Below are 16,462 nucleotides of genomic sequence, written 5' to 3'. Positions count from 1 at the left end.
GCCGCCGCGAGCGGCCTACGGTGTTCAGGCTAGCGCGGTGGGATGTGGCCCACAATGGGAATATTGAAGCCGATCACGGACCGCCCGTAGTCGCGACGGAGTGTCGGACCCTCGGCGTACGGTTGGTGTCATGGCGCTCGACATTCCCCGGCTCGACGGCCGCTTCCAGGTCGTCAGCGAGTTCCAGCCGGCCGGCGACCAGCCGGCTGCCATCGACGATCTTGAGCGTCGGGTCCGGCGCGGCGACCGCAACACGGTGCTGCTCGGCGCGACCGGCACCGGCAAGAGCGCCACCACGGCGTGGCTCGTCGAGCGGCTGCAACGCCCCACCCTGGTGCTCGCGCCCAACAAGACGCTCTGCGCCCAGCTGGCCAAGGAGTTCAGCGAGCTGCTCCCGCACAACGCGGTGGAGTACTTCGTCTCCTACTACGACTACTACCAGCCCGAGGCGTACATCCCGCAGACCGACACCTACATCGAGAAGGACTCCTCGATCAACGAGGAGGTCGAGCGGTTGCGCCACTCGGCCACCATGTCGCTGCTCACCCGCCGGGACGTGATCGTGGTCGCCACGGTCTCCGCCATCTACGGCCTGGGCACGCCGGAGGAATACCTGGACCGTGCCGTCCGGGTCGCGGTGGGGCAGGAGCTCGACCGGGACCAGCTGCTGCGTCGCCTGGTCGACATCCAGTACACCCGCAACGACATGGCCTTCCAGCGGGGCACCTTCCGCGTCCGCGGCGACACCCTGGAGATCATCCCGGCGTACGAGGAGCTGGCGGTCCGGATCGAGCTGTTCGGTGACGAGGTGGAGAAGCTCTACTACCTCAACCCGCTCACCGGCGACGTGGTCCGCGAGGTCGACCAGCTGGTCATCTTCCCGGCCACCCACTACGCCGCCGGCCCGGAGCGGATGGAGCGGGCGATCCGCGACATCGAGACCGAGCTGGGCGAGCGGCTGGCCGAGCTGGAGCGGCAGGGCAAGCTGCTGGAGGCGCAGCGGCTGCGGATGCGCACCACCTACGACATCGAGATGATGCGCCAGGTCGGCTTCTGCTCCGGCATCGAGAACTACTCCATGCACATGGACGGGCGGCTGCCCGGCAGCCCGCCGCACTGCCTGCTCGACTACTTCCCCGACGACTTCCTCACGGTGATCGACGAGTCGCACGTGACCATCCCGCAGATCGGCGGCATGTACGAGGGCGACGCGTCCCGCAAGCGGATGCTGATCGACCACGGCTTCCGGCTGCCCAGCGCCGCCGACAACCGGCCGCTGCGCTTCGACGAGTTCCTGGAGCGGGTCGGCCAGATGGTCTACCTCTCCGCCACCCCCGGCCCGTGGGAGCTGGAGCAGGCGCAGGGCGAATTCGTCGAACAGGTGATCCGCCCGACCGGGCTGATCGACCCGGAGGTCGTGATCAAGCCCACCAAGGGCCAGATCGACGACCTGATGCACGAGATCAAGCTGCGTACCGAGCGCGACGAGCGGGTGCTGGTCACCACGCTGACCAAGAAGATGGCCGAGGATCTCTCCGACTACCTGCTGGAGAACGGCATCCGGGTGCGGTACCTGCACTCCGAGGTCGACACGCTGCGCCGGGTCGAGCTGCTGCGCGAGCTGCGCAAGGGCGAGTACGACGTGCTGGTCGGCATCAACCTGCTCCGGGAGGGCCTCGACCTGCCCGAGGTGTCCCTGGTCGCGATCCTCGACGCCGACAAGGAGGGCTTCCTGCGCAGCGGCCGGTCGCTCATCCAGACCATCGGCCGTGCCGCCCGTAACGTCTCCGGCCAGGTGCACATGTACGCCGACAAGATCACTCCGTCGATGGCGGCCGCGATCGACGAGACCGACCGGCGCCGGGCCAAGCAGATCGCGCACAACGAGGCGAACGGCATCAGCCCGGAGCCGCTGCGCAAGAAGATCCACGACATCCTCGACGACATCTACCGCGAGGCGGAGGACACCGAGAACAGCCGGGTCGGCGGGGCGGTGCGCCAGCTCTCCCGGGGCAAGGCCCCGGTCAAGGAGACCCGCAGCCGCAGTCGGGCCGGCGCGGCCGGCCCGTCCCGGGAGGGGATGGCCCGCGCCGATCTGGCGCAGCTCATCCAGGAGCTCAACGACCAGATGCTGGCCGCCGCCCGGGAGCTGCAGTTCGAGCTGGCCGCCCGGATCCGGGACGAGGTCGCCGACCTCAAGAAGGAACTGCGCGGGATGGACGCCGCAGGCGTGAAGTAGAGGGAGTGGGGGATGGGCGGGATCGAGGTCCTCGTCGGTCTGCCCGACCCCCGCCTGCGCCCGTTCGTCGACCGGTACCTCGGCTACCGCGAGCCCGCCCCGCTGCCGCTGGTCCGCCGCGAGGTGGCCGGCGCCTTCGTGGTGCTGGTGCTGGGCTGGGGCGCCCCGCTCGACGTGGTCGACCCGCGGGCGGCCGGGCGCGGGGCGTACGGGGTGGACTCGTTCGTCGCCGGGCCCTTCGACGGCCACTGCACCACCTCGACCCTGGGTGTGGGGCTCGGCGTGCAGCTGGTGCTCACCCCACCGGCGGCCCGCCGGGTTCTCGGCCTGCCGCTGGGCGAGCTGGCCAACCGGGCGGTGCCGGTCGGCGACCTGCCGGACCCGTGGCTGGACAGGCTGCGCTGCCGGCTGGCCGACGCGCCGGACTGGCCGCGCCGGTTCGCCCTGCTCGACGCGGCGCTCGGCGCGCGGCTGGCCGGCTCCGCCCCGCTCGATCCGACGCTGGGCCGGGCGTGGCGCCGGCTCGCCGGCACCGGCGGCCGGATCGGCGTCGGTGACCTCGCCGACGAGCTGGGCTGGAGCAGCCGGCACCTCGCCGTCCGGTTCCGCGCGGAGCTGGGGCTGACGCCGAAGGCGACCGCCCGGCTGCTGCGCTTCCAGCGGGCGTACGCCACGCTGGCCCGCGACCTCGTCCCCCGGCCGGGCGCCGATGCCCCCGTGGGTCCGGGCGGCTGGGCGGAGGTGGCCGCCCGCTGCGGCTACTACGACCAGTCCCACCTGATTCGGGACTTCCGCGAGTTCGCCGGTACGACGCCGGCCACGCTGGCGCGCTCCGGATCGCTTTCGTCCAATCCCGGCTGACCGGGCCGGCGGCAGACTCGGGCCATGCGAACCATCTACCCGGTCTTCCGGTATCCCGACGCCCGCGCCGCGATCGACTGGCTCTGCGCGGCGTTCGACTTCCAGGTCCACGAGGTGCACGACGCGCCCGACGGGTCCGTCGCGCACGCCCAACTCGGCTACGGCGGCGATCTGATCATGCTGGCCACCGGGAGCGGTCTGCGGGTCCGGCCGGCCGACGACGACTACGTCGTCTACGTGGCGGTCGACGACGTCGACGCCCATCACGGCCGGGCGGGGGCGGCCGGCGCGGAGATCGTCCGGGAGCCGTTCGACACCGACTACGGCTCCCGCGACTACACCGCCCGTGACCTCGCCGGCAACGTCTGGTCGTTCGGCACGTACCGGCCCTGACCGGTGCGCTCCGCCCGGCGGCGCGGGGGGCGCACCCGACGGGGGTCGCCGGGCGGTTGCGGTGCGCAAGCAAGGTATTGCCCTGGGTGACGGTCCTGCGTACCCTCCGTCGTGGGGAGGCCGGGATGCCGTTGTCATCGAGTCCTGTCATTCGCCGTGCGCGCCTCGGCGCCGAGTTGCGCCAGCTGCGCAGACGGGAGGCGCTCACCCTGGAACAGGTGTGTGGGCTGCTGGGCTGGGCCTCCACGTCGAAGCTGTCCCGCATCGAGCTGGGGCAGAGCCGGCCCGACCTCGCCGACGTGCTCGACCTGCTGGACGTCTACCAGGTGCCGTCGCCGCAGCGGGAGGCGCTGATCGTCATCGCCCGGGATGCCGCGACCAGCCGTGGGTGGTGGAAGGCGCTCGGCGAGATGCACGAGCGGCAGCGCACGTACGCCGAACTGGAGGCGGGGGCGGCGGCCATCGTGGAGTACCAGCCAGCCGTCGTACCCGGTCTGCTCCAGGCCCCCGGGTACGCCCGCCTGCGGGTCCTCGCCGGCCGGCTGCTGCACCCCGACGTGGACGTGGAGGCCGACGTGCGGGCGCGGCTGGCCCGCCAGGAGGTGCTGCGCCGCCCCGACCCGCCGCACTACACCGGCCTGCTGGACGAACGGGTCTGCGACCCGGCCGGCGTCCCGGTCGAGATCTGGCAGGAGCAGTTGGCGCACCTGCTCGCCCTGGCCGACCTGCCGAACGTGACGATCCGGGTGGTGCCCCGCACGGCCGCCCCGCCCGGGGCGGTGCACGCGCTGACCGCCTACTCCTGCTACTCCTTCCCCGACCCGGCCGACCCGCGCACCGTGATGCTGGAGACGCTCACCAACGACGTGCGGCTGGTGACCGACGCCGACGTCGCCCGCTACGAGCGGATGACCGGGTGGCTGTCGGCGGTGGCGTTGAGCGCGGAGGAGACCGCCGCGCTGCTGCGCGACCGGGCCGGCGAGGTCGCCAACGGCGCGCGCCCCGGCGGTGCCGAGGGGGAGCCGGCGGGTCAGCCGGCCGGCGGGTGAACGGGCGCTCGGCGGTGCCGCGGGAAGCCGCCCGCCGGGTCGGTCACCTGGCCGGTCAGCGGTAGGCCGGCAGGACGCCGCGCGGCCACCGGACCCGGCACCCCCGAACGCGTCGGGGCCGGTGTGCCGCGCGTGCTTCGCACGGTAATCGGGGGGTACGACAATGACGGGTGTGGATCCGCCGGATCAGGCCGGGACGTCGACGAAGTGCTCGACCCGGGGCGGGCCGGCGAAGTGCGGGCCGATCAGCGCCCGCCACTTGTCGAACGCCTCGGTGCCCCGGAAGTTCTGCTCGTGCGCCTCGACCGAGTCCCACTCAACCAGCAGCACGAACCGGGTCGGGGTCTCGATGCCCCGGGTCATCCGGACCGACCGGCAGCCCTCGACGGCCGTGATGATCCCGGCCGCCTGCGCGTAGGCGGCGGCGAACTCGTCCTCGTGTCCGGGCAGTACGTCGATGAGCGCGACCTCAAGCACCATGACCGAAGCCTCGCACGCCCGGCGGTGGAACCGGACGGAGGGGTCTTCTCCGCCGGCCGCCCCGGCCCAAGGGCCTGTGTCAAAGCCCCTGGCCGGCCTGCGGCGGGCCCAGACGACGACCGGCCGCGTTGGAGATCCGTCCGGATACAACACCGGTATCCGGACGGATCTCCGCCTTGCCGGATCGCCGCCTGGACTCCGCCTCGGCTCGACCGAGGACTTTGACACAGGCCCTAGGGTGATCGCTCGGGCCAGGGGAGGGGCGGATCATGCTGGACTGGTTGACCACGGTGGCGTTCAGCGTCGGGGGCGTCGGAACGACCTGGGCGGAGCTGCTCGGCTTCGCCACCGGCGTGCTCAACGTCTGGCTGGTCGCCCGGCAGCACATCGTGAACTGGCCGGTGGGCATCGCCAACGTGCTGCTGCTGATGGTGCTGTTCTGGACCGCCGGCCTGTACGCCGACGCCGGCCTCCAGGTCGTCTACGTGCTGCTCGGCCTCTACGGCTGGTACCACTGGCTCTTTGGCGGCGAGCGGCGCAGCCGGCTCGCGGTCAGCCGGACGAGCGGCCGGGAGTGGGCCGGGCTGGCGGTCGCCGGGGTGCTGCTCACCGGCGGGCTGTGGGCGCTGCTGGACCGGGCCACCGACTCCACCGTGCCGCTGGCCGACGCGTTCACCACCGCGCTGTCGCTGCTGGCCACCTACGGGCAGACCCGCAAGCTGGTGGAGAGCTGGTGGCTCTGGATCGTGGCCGACCTGGTCTACATCCCGCTCTACGCGTACAAGGGGCTCTGGCTCACCGGCGCGCTCTACCTGGTCTTCCTGGCGCTCTGCGTACTCGGGTTGCGGGCCTGGCGGGCCGACCTGCGGGTGGCCGGCGCTCCGACCCTGGTGCCGCCCGGCCCGGCCCCCGCGACCGCGTGAGCGGCCCGGCCCGGCCGGAGTTCCGGCACGGCATGGTGGTCGGCAAGTTTTACCCGCCGCACGCCGGGCACCATGCCCTGATCGAGGCCGCCGCCGGCCGCTGCGCGGCGGTGACCGTGGTGGTCGCGCCGTCGCGCCGGGAGTCCATCCCGCTCGCGCTGCGGCTGGACTGGCTGCGCGAGGCGCACGCGCACACCCCCTGGGTCCGGTTCGTCGGCCGCTACGACGACCACCCGGTGGACTACGCCGACCCGGCGGCCTGGGACGCGCACTGCGCGGTCTTCCGGGCCGCGCTCGGCGGGCGCCCGGTGGACGCGGTGTTCTCCTCGGAGGCGTACGGCGGGGAACTGGCCCGGCGGTTCGACGCCACGGCGGTCTGCGTGGACCCGGACCGGCGGGTCGTGCCGGTCTCCGGCACGGCGGTGCGGGCGGACCCGGCGGGGCACTGGGACCGGCTGAGCCCGGCGGTGCGGGCCTGGTTCGTCCGGCGGGTGGTGGTGGTCGGGGCGGAGTCCACCGGCACCACCACGATGGCCGCCGCCCTGGCCGCGCACTACGGCACGGCCTGGGTGCCGGAGTACGGCCGGGAGCTGACCGCCCGCAAGCTGGCCCGGCTGCGCGCCGGGCGGCCGGCGGCGACGGTCTTCGACGTGACCTGGGACCGGGACGACTTCGTCGAGGTGGTCCGCGCCCAGCAGGCGGCGGAGGACGCCGCCGCCCGGTCCAGCGGCCCGCTGCTGGTCTGCGACACCGACGCCCGGGCGACCGCGGTGTGGGAGGAGCGTTACCTGGGCTCGGCGTCGGAGCCGGTCCGGGCGGCGGCCCGCCGGCCCGCGCTCTACCTGCTGACCGACCACGTCGGGGTGCCGTTCACCGACGACGGGCTGCGCGACGGCGCGCACCTGCGGGCCTGGATGACCGAGCGGTTCCGGGCCGAGCTGGCCGGCTGCGGGGTGCCGGTGATCGAACTCACCGGGCCGCACCCGGAGCGGCTGGCCCGGGCGGTGGCGGCCTGCGACGCGCTGCTGGCCGCCGGCTGGTCGCTCGCCGATCCGCTGCTGCCACCCCGCTGAGCAGCGCATCCACCGCAGGCGGCGCCGATCCCCAGGATGACACCTAGCCTCCTAGGACGGCGTAGAAAGCGTGCCACGGATCGTGTCGGAAGGTGATACTGCCGGCAATCCAGGTACCTGGAGATGCGGTGCCCGGCCGGGATGGGGAACAATGGCCCGCGAGGAGGGGAGTATTCCCCCGCGACGGAGTCGTCAGCACGGTCGACCGCCGAACCCGGCGGCCCGACCCGGCGCCGTCGGTCATCGCCCCGCCCGCGGGTCGCTGACGGAAGAGACCTCCGACAGTCACCAGAGTCCGCGTCGCCGCTCGTCTCGCCGCCAACCGGCGTTACGGTGTGCCCGACGTCGCGTGTCTGCCGGAGGAATGCATTGAACGTGTCCGGAGTGGTGTGGGCCGGGACCCTCGTCGCGATGACGGCGGTCCTGCTCGTCGACCTTCTCATCGTCGGTCGACGACCGCACGAACCCAGTGTCCGCGAGTCGAGCCTCTGGGTCGGCTTCTACGTGGCCCTGGCCCTGATTTTCGGCGCCGGGCTCTGGCTCACCTCAGGGGCGAGCGCGGCCGGCCAGTTCTACACCGGCTGGCTCACCGAGTACAGCCTCTCGGTGGACAACCTCTTCGTCTTCGTGATCATCATGGCCCGGTTCGGGGTGCCCCGGCCGTACCAGCAGAAAGTGCTGCTCGTCGGCATCGTGCTGGCCCTGGTGATGCGGGGTGGGTTCATCGCCGCCGGCGCGGCGCTGATCTCCCAGTTCTCCTGGGTCTTCTACATCTTCGGCGCGTTCCTGATCTACACCGCGGTGAACCTCGCCCGGCAGGGCGAGCCGGACGAGGACGAGTTCAGCGAGAACATGCTGATCCGGTGGAGCCGCAAGGCGTTGCCGATCTCCAAGGACTACGACGGCGCGAAGCTGACCACGCACCAGGCCGGCCGGCGACTGTTCACCCCGATGCTGATCGTGATGATCGCCATCGGCACCACCGACCTGATCTTCGCGTTGGACTCGATCCCGGCGATCTTCGGCATCACCCAGGAGCCGTACCTGGTCTTCACCGCGAACGTCTTCGCGCTGATGGGGCTGCGGCAGCTCTACTTCCTCCTCGGCGGCCTGCTGGACCGGCTGATCTACCTCAGCTACGGCCTGGCGGTGGTGCTCGGCTTCATCGGCGTCAAGCTGGTGCTGGAGGCCCTGGCCGAGAACAACCTGCCGTTCATCAACGGCGGGGAGCATGTCGGGTGGGCGCCGCACATCCCGATCTGGCTCTCCCTGACGGTCATCCTCGGCACCCTCGCCGTGGCCACCGCCGCCAGCCTGATCAAGTCGTCCCGGGACCGGCGCCGCGAGCTGGCCGACGCCCGGCGCTGAGCCGCACCCGCGTACACAGAAGAGGGGCACCCGTTCGCCGGGGTGCCCCTCTCGCGTACGGGTCAGACCCGGCGGACGGCGACCAGGGTGGCGGCCCGGTCGGCGGGGAGCTGCTCCTCCAGCACCCGCCGTTGCCGGTAGCAGGCGTGCAGCATCCGGCGGTCGCCGCCGGGCTCGGCGGTGACGATGCCGACGTGGTGGATCGGGCGCCCGGGGCGGGCGAAGAAGTACAGGTCGCCGGGATGCTCCTCGCCCAGCGGCACCGGCGCGGTGGCCTCGGCCTGGTCGTCGGCGTCGCGGGGCAGGGTCACCCCGAACCGGCGCCAGGCCAGGTGCACCAGGCCGGAGCAGTCGATGCCGTGGCTGGAGACCCCGCCCCAGATGTAGACCACGTCGCGCAGGCGCTCCGCGACGGCCAGCACCTCGCCGGGCTCCGGCCGGCCGGTGGGCAGCGGGACCACGTCCGCCTCGGAGATCCACAGCGGCCCCGGGTGGCCGGGGGCGTGCACCGGACGCCACCCGTCGACCGGGCCGCCGGCCGGGGTCAGTCGGGTGCCGAGGACGACGCCGGGCACGACCACCGGGCCGTCCGGCGCGGCGTGCAGGGCGGTGACGCCGGCGTCGACCACCAGCGGCTCACCGGCGTGGGTGTTCGGGTCGGCGGGGGCCAGCTGGGCGGTGGGCAGCCAGCCGGGGTAGCCGCGCGGGTCGAGTTCCGCCGCGGGCTGCTCGACGGCGACCACGCGGGCCCAGCCGTCCGGGCGCAGCTCGGTGATCAGCACCCGCTCGCCGAGCAGCAGCTGGCTCAGCACGCACTCGCCGACCCGCTGGTCGGTGTCCATCCCGGCGACCCAGGCCGGGATGTCGGTGCGTGGGGCGAGGGCGGGGCGGTCGACGGGGCGTACCGCCTCGGGGGTGGCCCAGAGCGTCGCGACGGCGACCCGGACGACGGCCTCGCGGCCCGGTTGCAGCTTCACGTCGACCTCCGGTTCGGGCGGGCGCCTATCCGACCCTATGAAAGAAACCAACGATCATCAACTGCGGGCCTGCACTTTTGCTTCAGTGACGGAGGTGATGCCCAGCCCGGGCGCGTCCGGCAGCACGACGGTGGCGCCGTCGTACCGGACCCCGCCCCGCACCGGCGACCAGGCCAGCCACCAGGCGGCGTCCAGGTCCGACACGGCGGTGGTGCGGTAGGCGGCGACCAGGCTGGCGGCCGCCCCGATGCCGACCGCGCTCTCCATCATGGAACCGACGATGGTGCCCATGTCGTGGGCGCGGGCCAGGTCGAGCAGGGTGCGGGCGGTGTGCAGGCCGCCGCACTTGGCCAGCTTGACGTTGACCATGTCGGCGGCCCGACGGCGGATCACCTCGACCAGGTCGCGGACGCCGAAGACCGACTCGTCGGCCAGGATCGGCACCTCCACCCGGTCGCTGACCCAGGCCAGGCCGTCCAGGTCCCACCGGGACACGGGCTGCTCGACCAGCTCGACGTCGAGCCCGGCGTCGACGATGCCCCGGATCACCCGCACCGCCTCGCGCGGGGTCCAGCCCTGGTTGGCGTCCAGCCGGATCCGCATCCCGGGGCCGACCGCCGCCCGCACCGCGCGGACCCGGTCCAGGTCGGTCGCCGCGTCCGTGCCGACCTTGAGCTTGAGCACGTCGAAGCCCTCGGCGCGGCGCTGCTTGGCCGCCGCCGCCAGCTCCACCGCGTCGCCGGCGGCCAGCGTGACGTCCGTCGGGACGCGCAGCGTCGTGCCGCCGAGCAGCCGCACCAGGGGTACGCCGAGCCGCCGGGCCGCCAGGTCGTGCAGCGCGACGTCGAGCGCCGCCTTGGCCGACTCGTTCCCGGTCACCGCCGTGCGCACCTCGGCGCAGCGGGCCACCAGGTCGTCGGCGTCCCGGCCGGCGACCGCGGGGGCCAGCATGTCGCGTACGCAGGCCTCGGCGCCGGCGACCGAGGCGCCGGTCACCTTCCAGACCTGGGGCGCCTCGCCGAAGCCGGACCGCCCGTCGGAGTCGATCACCTCGACCACCAGGGTGTCCACGGTGGTGGTGCGGCGCAGCGCGGTGACGAACGGGGTGTGCAGGGGCGCGGAAAGCCGGTGGGTGCGTACCGCGGCGATCGTCATGTGCGGCACCCTATACGGAGACGGGCAGCGCAGGGGGAGGCCGAATGGGCAGGCGGGACTGGGAGCTGGTGGGTGCGCCGAACGCGCGTGATCTGGGCGGACTGCCCACCGCCGACGGGCGCCGGGTGCGCGCCGGGAGGCTGATCCGCACCCCGGCGCTGGGCCGGCTGACCGACGCCGACCTGCCGGTGCTGGGCAAGCTCGCCCCGGCCTGCGTGGTGGACCTGCGGGACGCCTCCGAGATGGTGGTCGCCCCGGCGGACCGGCTGGTGGGGGAGCCCCGGGTGGTGCACCTGCCGGTCCTCGACCCGGCGCACCCGGTCTTCACGTACGTCTCGGCGCTGCTGCTCGGCCACGACCTGGAGGCGTACGACGAGCTGGCCCGGGAGGGCACCCCGGCGGCGATGGCGGCGATCTACCGCTGGTTCGTCACTGGGGAGGCGGCCCGGGCGGGGTTCGGCACGGCGCTGCGGCTGGCGGCGGACGCGGACAACCTGCCGCTGCTGTTCCACTGCTCGGCCGGCAAGGACCGCACCGGCTGGCTGGCGGTGCTGCTGCTCACCGCGTTGGACGTGGACCCCGCGGCGATCCGCGCCGACTACCTGTGCCACAACGAGCTGACCGTGAGCCTGCGCGAGGTGCTGCTGGAGGCGATGGTGGGGCGGCAACCGGCGCTGGACCCGGAGACGGTGCGCCCGGTGCTGGAGGTGCGCCCGGAGTACCTGGACGCCGCCTACGAGGAGGTGCGCCGGGTGCACGGCTCGTTCGACGCGTACCTGCGCGACGGGCTGGGCGTCACCGACGAGGTGCGCGACGCGCTGCGGGACAACCTGCTGGAGTGACCCGCCCGGGGTCAGCCGGCCAGGTCGTGCCGGGCCGCCCAGACCGCCGCCGAGACCTCCGCGATCAGCCGGCAGGCGTCGTCCTCGACCTCTTCGCCGGTCGCGCCGCCGTCGGCGAGGTCGGTGGTGGTGCAGACGACGATCACGTACGGCGGGGCGTCGTCCGGCAGGACCACGCCAGCGCCGTGCCGGACGCCGCGTACCCAGCCGTTCTTGTGCGCGATCCGGGTCCCCTCGGGCAGGCCGGCGGCCAGGTCCTCGCGGTGTTCCTGGGCCAGCAGCACGTCCATCATCGCCGCGCAGGCGGCCGGGGAGGCCAGCGGCCCCGGGCGGGCGGCCCCGGTGACCAGCCCGCCGAGCAGCGCCGCGAGGTCGGCGGCGGTGACCAGGTTGGTGATGCCCGCGTCCCGGGCGGCGAAGTCCTCGATGCCCCGGCCGGTGACGCTGTGCCGGGCCCCGGCCAGCGCCCAGGCGCGGGCCACCGCCGGCAGGCCCACCCGGCCGAGCACGATGTTCGTGGCCAGGTTGCTGGACCGGGTGATCATCCGGTCGGCGAGCCAGCGCAGCGGGGCGCTCCCGCCCACCCGCGCCCACACCGCGTCGTCGTTGTCGTAGTGCTGGGCACAGGCGAAGCGGGGCGTCCCGGGCTGCGCCGAGTCGAACCCGTTGACCACCGGGATCGGCGCGTCCAGGTCCAGCTCGCCCGCCTCGGCGGCCCGGTGCAGCGCGAGCAGCACCGCGACCTTCATCGTGCTGGCCGCGTAGTGGGTGGCGTCGGGCCGGCGGGTCCAGGTCGGCTCCGCGCCCAGCCGCCCCACGTACGCCGAGACGGTGCCGGGCACCCGCTCCAGCCGCGCGTCGAGATCATCCCAGGTCATGCCGGTGACCGTAGCCGATCATCCCCGGCGCGGGACAGCGCGACCCCGGCCCGGGCACCTACCGTGCCGACATGACGGTTGCCGCGTACGACGCCCACGCCGACTGGTACGAACAGTTCGCCTCCGACACCGCCGCCGACTACATGACCCGGGTCCGCCGGCAGCTCGCCGACCTGATCGGCCCCGGCCCGGGCCGCTGCCTCGACCTGTGCTGCGGCACCGGCGCGCACGCCGCCGAGCTGCGCCGGTCGGGCTGGGAGCCGGTCGGCGTCGACCTCTCCGGCGGGCAGCTCCGGCACGCCCGCGCCCGGCTGCCGGTGACCCGGGGCGACGCCGCCGCGCTGCCGGTCGCCGACTCGGCGCTGCCGGCGGTGGCCTGCGTGCTCGCCCACACCGACGTGCCCGACTACCCGGCGGTGATCGCCGAGGCGGCCCGGGTGCTGGCACCCGGCGGGCGCTTCGTCCACGTCGGCGTGCACCCGTGCTTCATCGGCCCGTTCGCCGACCGGTCCGACCCCGGGCGGATCGTCGTCGACGGCGGCTACGCCGAGCGGGAACGCAGCTTCCGGGTCTGGTCGACGCACGGGGTGCGGGCCCGGGTCGGCGCCTGGCACGTACCCCTGGCCGACCTGCTCAACGCGGTCACCGCCGCCGGCCTCACGCTGACCCGGACCACCGAGTCCGGGTCCGGCCCGGTGCCGGACCTCTTCGCCCTGCTCGCCGTCAAACACCGCCGGTCGTGACCGACGGCCGGTGCGGAGCGGGAACGGGCGGAGCCCGGACCGCAGGGGCGGTCCGGGCTCCGGTGGTGTGCCGTGCGGTGGGTCAGCCGGCGTGCTTGCGGCGGGCGGCGGCCCGGCCGCGCAGCTGCTGGTCCAGCACGACCTTGCGGATCCGGACCGCGCTCGGAGTGACCTCGACGCACTCGTCCTCGCGGCAGAACTCCAGCGCCTGCTCCAGGGAGAGCTTGCGCGGCGGAATCAGCTTCTCGGTCTCGTCGGAGGTCGACGCCCGCATGTTGGTGAGCTTCTTCTCCTTGGTGATGTTGACGTCCATGTCGTCGGAGCGGGAGTTCTCCCCGACGATCATGCCCTCGTACACCTCGGTGGTCGGCTCGACGAAGAGCTGTCCGCGCTCCTGAAGGTTGATCATGGCGAACGAGGTGACGGCGCCGGCCCGGTCCGCGACCAGCGAACCGTTCTGCCGGGTCCGCAGCTCGCCGAACCACGGCTCGTACGACTCGAACACGTGGTGCAGGATGCCGGTGCCCCGGGTGTCGGTGAGGAACTCGGTGCGGAAGCCGATCAGGCCGCGCGCCGGGACCAGCCACTCCATCCGGATCCAGCCGGTGCCGTGGTTGACCAGCTGCTCCATCCGACCCTTCCGGGTGGCCAGCAGCTGGGTGATCGCACCCAGGTACTCCTCCGGGGCGTCGATGGTCAGCCGCTCGACCGGCTCACAGATCTTGCCGTCGATCTCCCGGGTGACCACCTGCGGCTTGCCGACGGTCAGCTCGTAGTTCTCCCGGCGCATCTGCTCGACCAGGATGGCCAGCGCCAGCTCACCACGGCCCTGCACCTCCCAGGCGTCCGGCCGCTCGGTCGGCAGGATCCGCAGCGAGACGTTGCCGACCAGCTCCTTGTCGAGCCGGTCCTTGACCATCCGGGCGGTGACCTTGGCGCCCTTGACCCGGCCGACCAGCGGCGAGGTGTTGGTGCCGATGGTCATCGAGATGGCCGGCTCGTCGACGGTGATCAGCGGCAGCGGGATCGGGTTCTCCGCGTCGGCGAGGGTCTCACCGATCATGATCTCCGGGATGCCGGCGACCGCGATGATGTCGCCCGGGCCCGCCGAGTCGGCCGGCTTGCGCTCCAGCCCCTCGGTCATCAGCAGCTCCGAGATGCGCACCCGCTGGGTGCTGCCGTCGGTGCGGCACCAGGAGACCGACTGGCCCTTGCTGATGGTGCCCTGCCGGACCCGGCACAGCGCCAGCCGGCCGAGGAACGGCGAGGCGTCGAGGTTGGTGACGTGCGCCTGCAGCGGTGCACCGTCCTCGTACGCGGGCGCCGGGATGGTGTCCAGCAGGGTGCGGAACAGCGGCTCCAGGGAGCTGCTGTCGTCCGGCACCGAGCCGTCGGCCGGCTGGGTCAGCGAGGCGATGCCGTCGCGGGCGCAGGCGTAGACGATCGGGAAGTCGATCTGCTCCTCGTCGGCGTCCAGGTCCAGGAAGAGCTCGTAGGTGTCGTCCACGACCTCCTTGATCCGGGCGTCCGGGCGGTCCACCTTGTTGATCACCAGGATGATCGGCATGCGGGCCTTGAGCGCCTTGCGGAGCACGAACCGGGTCTGCGGCAGCGGGCCCTCGCTGGCGTCGACCAGCAGGACGACCCCGTCGACCATGGTGAGGCCGCGCTCCACCTCGCCACCGAAGTCGGCGTGGCCGGGGGTGTCGATGATGTTGATGGTGACCGGGTCGGAACCGTCCGCCGGCATGTACCGCACGCCGGTGTTCTTGGCGAGGATGGTGATGCCCTTTTCCCGTTCGAGGTCCATCGAGTCCATGACCCGCTCGGTTACCTCGCCGCGGGCGCCGTAGGCGCCGGCCTGCCGCAACATGGCGTCGACCAAGGTCGTCTTGCCGTGGTCGACGTGGGCGATGATGGCGACGTTGCGGAGGTCGGTGCGAAGCTGCATACCCTCCATACTCCTGTCTACGGTTGCCGGGGCACGTGTCGGGGTAACCCCCAGATGGCCCGGATCTGTGCCGGAACTGCTGTTCCGACCGTTCGCGCGGCTGGCATGCTGGCCCCCGTGTTCATGGGGACCGGATGCATGACCTGCTGACCTCGCTGCAGGGCCTGCCGTCCCTGCTGATCTATGTGATCGCCGCGACAATCGTCGCGGGGGAGACCGCGGTGATCTTCGGTCTGCTGGTGCCGGGCGAGGCGACCCTGTTGCTGGTCGGCTTCTTAGCCTACGCGGGGACGCTTCGGCTTGTTCCCGCGCTGCTCGTCATGACAGGTGCGGCGGTGATGGGAGACACACTCGCCTTCCGGTCCGGCCGCCGGTACGGCCCCCGGCTGCGGGCCAGCGGGCTGGGCACCCGGGTGGGACCCGAGCGGTGGGCCCGGGCCGACGCGCTGCTGGGCCGGCTGGGCGGGCGGGGGGTGTTCGCGGCCCGGTGGATCGCCTTCGCCCGGACCCTGGTGCCCCGGCTGGCGGGTGCGGCCGGCCTGCCGTACCGGCGGTTCGCGCCGTGGAACCTGGCCGGGGTGACGACCTGGGTGGGCGGCTCGGTGCTGCTGGGCTACCTGGCCGGCGAGTCGTACGAGACGGTCTCCCGGCTGCTGGGCCGGGCCACCGGGGTGGTGCTGGTGCTGCTGGCCGTGCTGGCCGCGATCGTGCTGGCCGGGCGGTGGCTGGGACGCCATCCCGACCCGGCGCGGGCGCTGCTGACCCGGGCCGCCGCCCTGCCGCCTGTGCGTTGGGTCACCGGCCGGTACGGCATCCTCTTCTTCCTGATCGCCATGCACCTCGGGCCGGGCTGGGCGCTGCTGCTCAACCTCGGCGCCGGCCTGCTGCTGCTGTCGGCGGCGGGGTTCGCCGTCGCCTGGCTGCTGGAGGCGGTGGTGCGCTTCAGCGGGCTGGCCGTGGTCGACGGCGCGATCGCGGACTGGTTCGCCCACCGCCGCACCCCGGGCGCGATGCAGGCCGCCCTGACCACGGTCTCCGTGCTGCGGGGGTCGTTCCTGATCGTGCTGGTGGCGGTGGTGGCCGGGGTGCTCGCCTGGCGGCACCGGCCCTGGCGGGCGGACCTGCTCAGCGTCTTCGGCACGGTCGGGGCCTTCCTGCCGCTGGTGGTGCTGGCGGTGGTCGCCGACGCCACCCCGTCGGCCCGGGCGGCTGTCATGTTCCCGACGCAGAACGCGGTGGTCGCCGCGAGCCTCTGCACGCTCGCCTGGCTGGTCTCCCGCGACGCCCGCTGGCCGGTGGCGGTGGCCGCCTGGACGGCGGCGGCGGCCGGCATCGCCGTGCTCGGCGGGGCCCGCCTCTACCTGGGCTGGAGCACGGCCAGCGGGACCGTCACCTCGGTGCTGCTCGGGGTGGCCTGGACGGCGGTGTTCGTGGTCGCCTGGGCCACCCGGGACCGGGCGGTACGCGCCACCGGCGCCCCACCGCCCCAACAGCGTCGCGAGAAGCCGAGCCGGCGTTAGCGGGGGCGCG

The 16,462-nt window shown here is 73.4% G+C and carries 15 protein-coding genes; 10 read left to right on the top strand and 5 right to left on the bottom strand.

Annotated elements, in window-relative coordinates:
* The first annotated feature begins 130 nt into the window (after positions 1–130).
* The 4 genes from uvrB to ACTMTB_RS12020 all read left to right on the top strand — a co-directional run bounded on the left by uvrB (position 131) and on the right by ACTMTB_RS12020 (position 4,542).
* Complete coding sequence (gene uvrB / locus ACTMTB_RS12035; protein ID WP_441145058.1) at positions 131–2,239, top strand: excinuclease ABC subunit UvrB; 2,109 nt, start codon at positions 131–133, stop codon at positions 2,237–2,239.
* 12 nt (positions 2,240–2,251) lie between these two features.
* Positions 2,252–3,100 carry a helix-turn-helix domain-containing protein gene (locus ACTMTB_RS12030; RefSeq protein ID WP_441145056.1) on the top strand — a complete coding sequence of 283 codons (849 nt, stop codon included), beginning with the start codon at positions 2,252–2,254 and terminating at the stop codon, positions 3,098–3,100.
* Between the two features lie 24 nt (positions 3,101–3,124).
* Positions 3,125–3,493, top strand: coding sequence for a VOC family protein (locus tag ACTMTB_RS12025; protein ID WP_441145054.1), 369 nt, complete (start codon positions 3,125–3,127; stop codon positions 3,491–3,493).
* A gap of 125 nt (positions 3,494–3,618) precedes the next feature.
* The gene (locus ACTMTB_RS12020) at positions 3,619–4,542 is read left to right on the top strand and encodes a helix-turn-helix domain-containing protein (protein WP_441145052.1); all 924 of its coding nucleotides are present in this window, start codon (positions 3,619–3,621) and stop codon (positions 4,540–4,542) included.
* Between the two features lie 186 nt (positions 4,543–4,728).
* Here the strand turns inward: ACTMTB_RS12020 and ACTMTB_RS12015 are convergent, their stop codons facing one another.
* Entirely contained in the window at positions 4,729–5,022 is a 294-nt protein-coding gene (locus ACTMTB_RS12015; RefSeq protein WP_441145051.1) for an antibiotic biosynthesis monooxygenase family protein, read from the bottom strand.
* Between the two features lie 269 nt (positions 5,023–5,291).
* Between ACTMTB_RS12015 and pnuC the strand changes: the two genes are divergently transcribed.
* The 3 genes from pnuC (at position 5,292) to ACTMTB_RS12000 (ending at position 8,386) form a co-directional block, all read left to right on the top strand.
* Positions 5,292–5,945 carry a nicotinamide riboside transporter PnuC gene (gene pnuC, locus ACTMTB_RS12010; RefSeq protein WP_441145049.1) on the top strand — a complete coding sequence of 218 codons (654 nt, stop codon included), beginning with the start codon at positions 5,292–5,294 and terminating at the stop codon, positions 5,943–5,945.
* Positions 5,942–7,018: an AAA family ATPase gene (locus tag ACTMTB_RS12005; protein ID WP_441145047.1), complete on the top strand. Its 1,077-nt coding sequence runs from the start codon at positions 5,942–5,944 to the stop codon at positions 7,016–7,018. The genes pnuC and ACTMTB_RS12005 overlap by 4 nt, the downstream gene beginning before the upstream one ends.
* A 369-nt stretch (positions 7,019–7,387) precedes the next feature.
* A complete protein-coding gene (locus ACTMTB_RS12000) occupies positions 7,388–8,386 on the top strand; it encodes a TerC family protein (RefSeq protein WP_441145045.1) in 999 nt (332 codons plus the stop codon).
* Between the two features lie 62 nt (positions 8,387–8,448).
* Here the strand turns inward: ACTMTB_RS12000 and ACTMTB_RS11995 are convergent, their stop codons facing one another.
* On the bottom strand, positions 8,449–9,363 hold the full coding sequence (locus tag ACTMTB_RS11995) for a C40 family peptidase (protein ID WP_441145043.1): 915 nt from the start codon (positions 9,361–9,363) through the stop codon (positions 8,449–8,451).
* 57 nt (positions 9,364–9,420) lie between these two features.
* A complete protein-coding gene (locus ACTMTB_RS11990; RefSeq protein WP_441145041.1) occupies positions 9,421–10,518 on the bottom strand; it encodes a mandelate racemase/muconate lactonizing enzyme family protein in 1,098 nt (365 codons plus the stop codon).
* A gap of 44 nt (positions 10,519–10,562) precedes the next feature.
* Between ACTMTB_RS11990 and ACTMTB_RS11985 the strand changes: the two genes are divergently transcribed.
* Positions 10,563–11,360: a tyrosine-protein phosphatase gene (locus ACTMTB_RS11985; RefSeq protein ID WP_441145039.1), complete on the top strand. Its 798-nt coding sequence runs from the start codon at positions 10,563–10,565 to the stop codon at positions 11,358–11,360.
* 11 nt (positions 11,361–11,371) lie between these two features.
* Here ACTMTB_RS11985 and ACTMTB_RS11980 read toward each other — a convergent pair whose 3' ends face one another.
* Complete coding sequence (locus tag ACTMTB_RS11980; RefSeq protein ID WP_441145037.1) at positions 11,372–12,238, bottom strand: serine hydrolase; 867 nt, start codon at positions 12,236–12,238, stop codon at positions 11,372–11,374.
* 71 nt (positions 12,239–12,309) lie between these two features.
* On the opposite strand from ACTMTB_RS11980, the gene ACTMTB_RS11975 reads away from it, so the two are divergent.
* Positions 12,310–12,981, top strand: a complete 672-nt coding sequence (locus ACTMTB_RS11975; protein ID WP_441145035.1) for a class I SAM-dependent methyltransferase — start codon at positions 12,310–12,312, stop codon at positions 12,979–12,981.
* Between the two features lie 82 nt (positions 12,982–13,063).
* Here ACTMTB_RS11975 and typA read toward each other — a convergent pair whose 3' ends face one another.
* Complete coding sequence (gene typA, locus ACTMTB_RS11970) at positions 13,064–14,932, bottom strand: translational GTPase TypA (RefSeq protein ID WP_441145033.1); 1,869 nt, start codon at positions 14,930–14,932, stop codon at positions 13,064–13,066.
* 134 nt (positions 14,933–15,066) lie between these two features.
* On the opposite strand from typA, the gene ACTMTB_RS11965 reads away from it, so the two are divergent.
* Entirely contained in the window at positions 15,067–16,452 is a 1,386-nt protein-coding gene (locus ACTMTB_RS11965) for a DedA family protein (protein WP_441145031.1), read from the top strand.
* Positions 16,453–16,462: the final 10 nt, after the last annotated feature.

The sequence above is a fragment of the Micromonospora sp. L32 genome, assembly GCF_052068055.1.
Lineage (GTDB): Bacteria > Actinomycetota > Actinomycetes > Mycobacteriales > Micromonosporaceae > Micromonospora > Micromonospora purpureochromogenes.
This window is presented reverse-complemented; position numbering and strand designations above follow the sequence as displayed.

What these genes read in the sequence shown, in the direction of transcription:
- uvrB (WP_441145058.1), top strand. Translation starts at nt 131, where the DNA reads ATGGCGCTCGACATTCCCCGGCTCGACGGCCGCTTCCAGGTCGTCAGC.
- ACTMTB_RS12030 (WP_441145056.1), top strand. Translation starts at nt 2,252, where the DNA reads ATGGGCGGGATCGAGGTCCTCGTCGGTCTGCCCGACCCCCGCCTGCGC.
- ACTMTB_RS12025 (WP_441145054.1), top strand. Translation starts at nt 3,125, where the DNA reads ATGCGAACCATCTACCCGGTCTTCCGGTATCCCGACGCCCGCGCCGCG.
- ACTMTB_RS12020 (WP_441145052.1), top strand. Translation starts at nt 3,619, where the DNA reads ATGCCGTTGTCATCGAGTCCTGTCATTCGCCGTGCGCGCCTCGGCGCC.
- ACTMTB_RS12015 (WP_441145051.1), bottom strand. Translation starts at nt 5,022, where the DNA reads ATGGTGCTTGAGGTCGCGCTCATCGACGTACTGCCCGGACACGAGGAC.
- pnuC (WP_441145049.1), top strand. Translation starts at nt 5,292, where the DNA reads ATGCTGGACTGGTTGACCACGGTGGCGTTCAGCGTCGGGGGCGTCGGA.
- ACTMTB_RS11990 (WP_441145041.1), bottom strand. Translation starts at nt 10,518, where the DNA reads ATGACGATCGCCGCGGTACGCACCCACCGGCTTTCCGCGCCCCTGCAC.
- ACTMTB_RS11985 (WP_441145039.1), top strand. Translation starts at nt 10,563, where the DNA reads ATGGGCAGGCGGGACTGGGAGCTGGTGGGTGCGCCGAACGCGCGTGAT.
- ACTMTB_RS11980 (WP_441145037.1), bottom strand. Translation starts at nt 12,238, where the DNA reads ATGACCTGGGATGATCTCGACGCGCGGCTGGAGCGGGTGCCCGGCACC.
- ACTMTB_RS11975 (WP_441145035.1), top strand. Translation starts at nt 12,310, where the DNA reads ATGACGGTTGCCGCGTACGACGCCCACGCCGACTGGTACGAACAGTTC.
- typA (WP_441145033.1), bottom strand. Translation starts at nt 14,932, where the DNA reads ATGCAGCTTCGCACCGACCTCCGCAACGTCGCCATCATCGCCCACGTC.
- ACTMTB_RS11965 (WP_441145031.1), top strand. Translation starts at nt 15,067, where the DNA reads ATGCATGACCTGCTGACCTCGCTGCAGGGCCTGCCGTCCCTGCTGATC.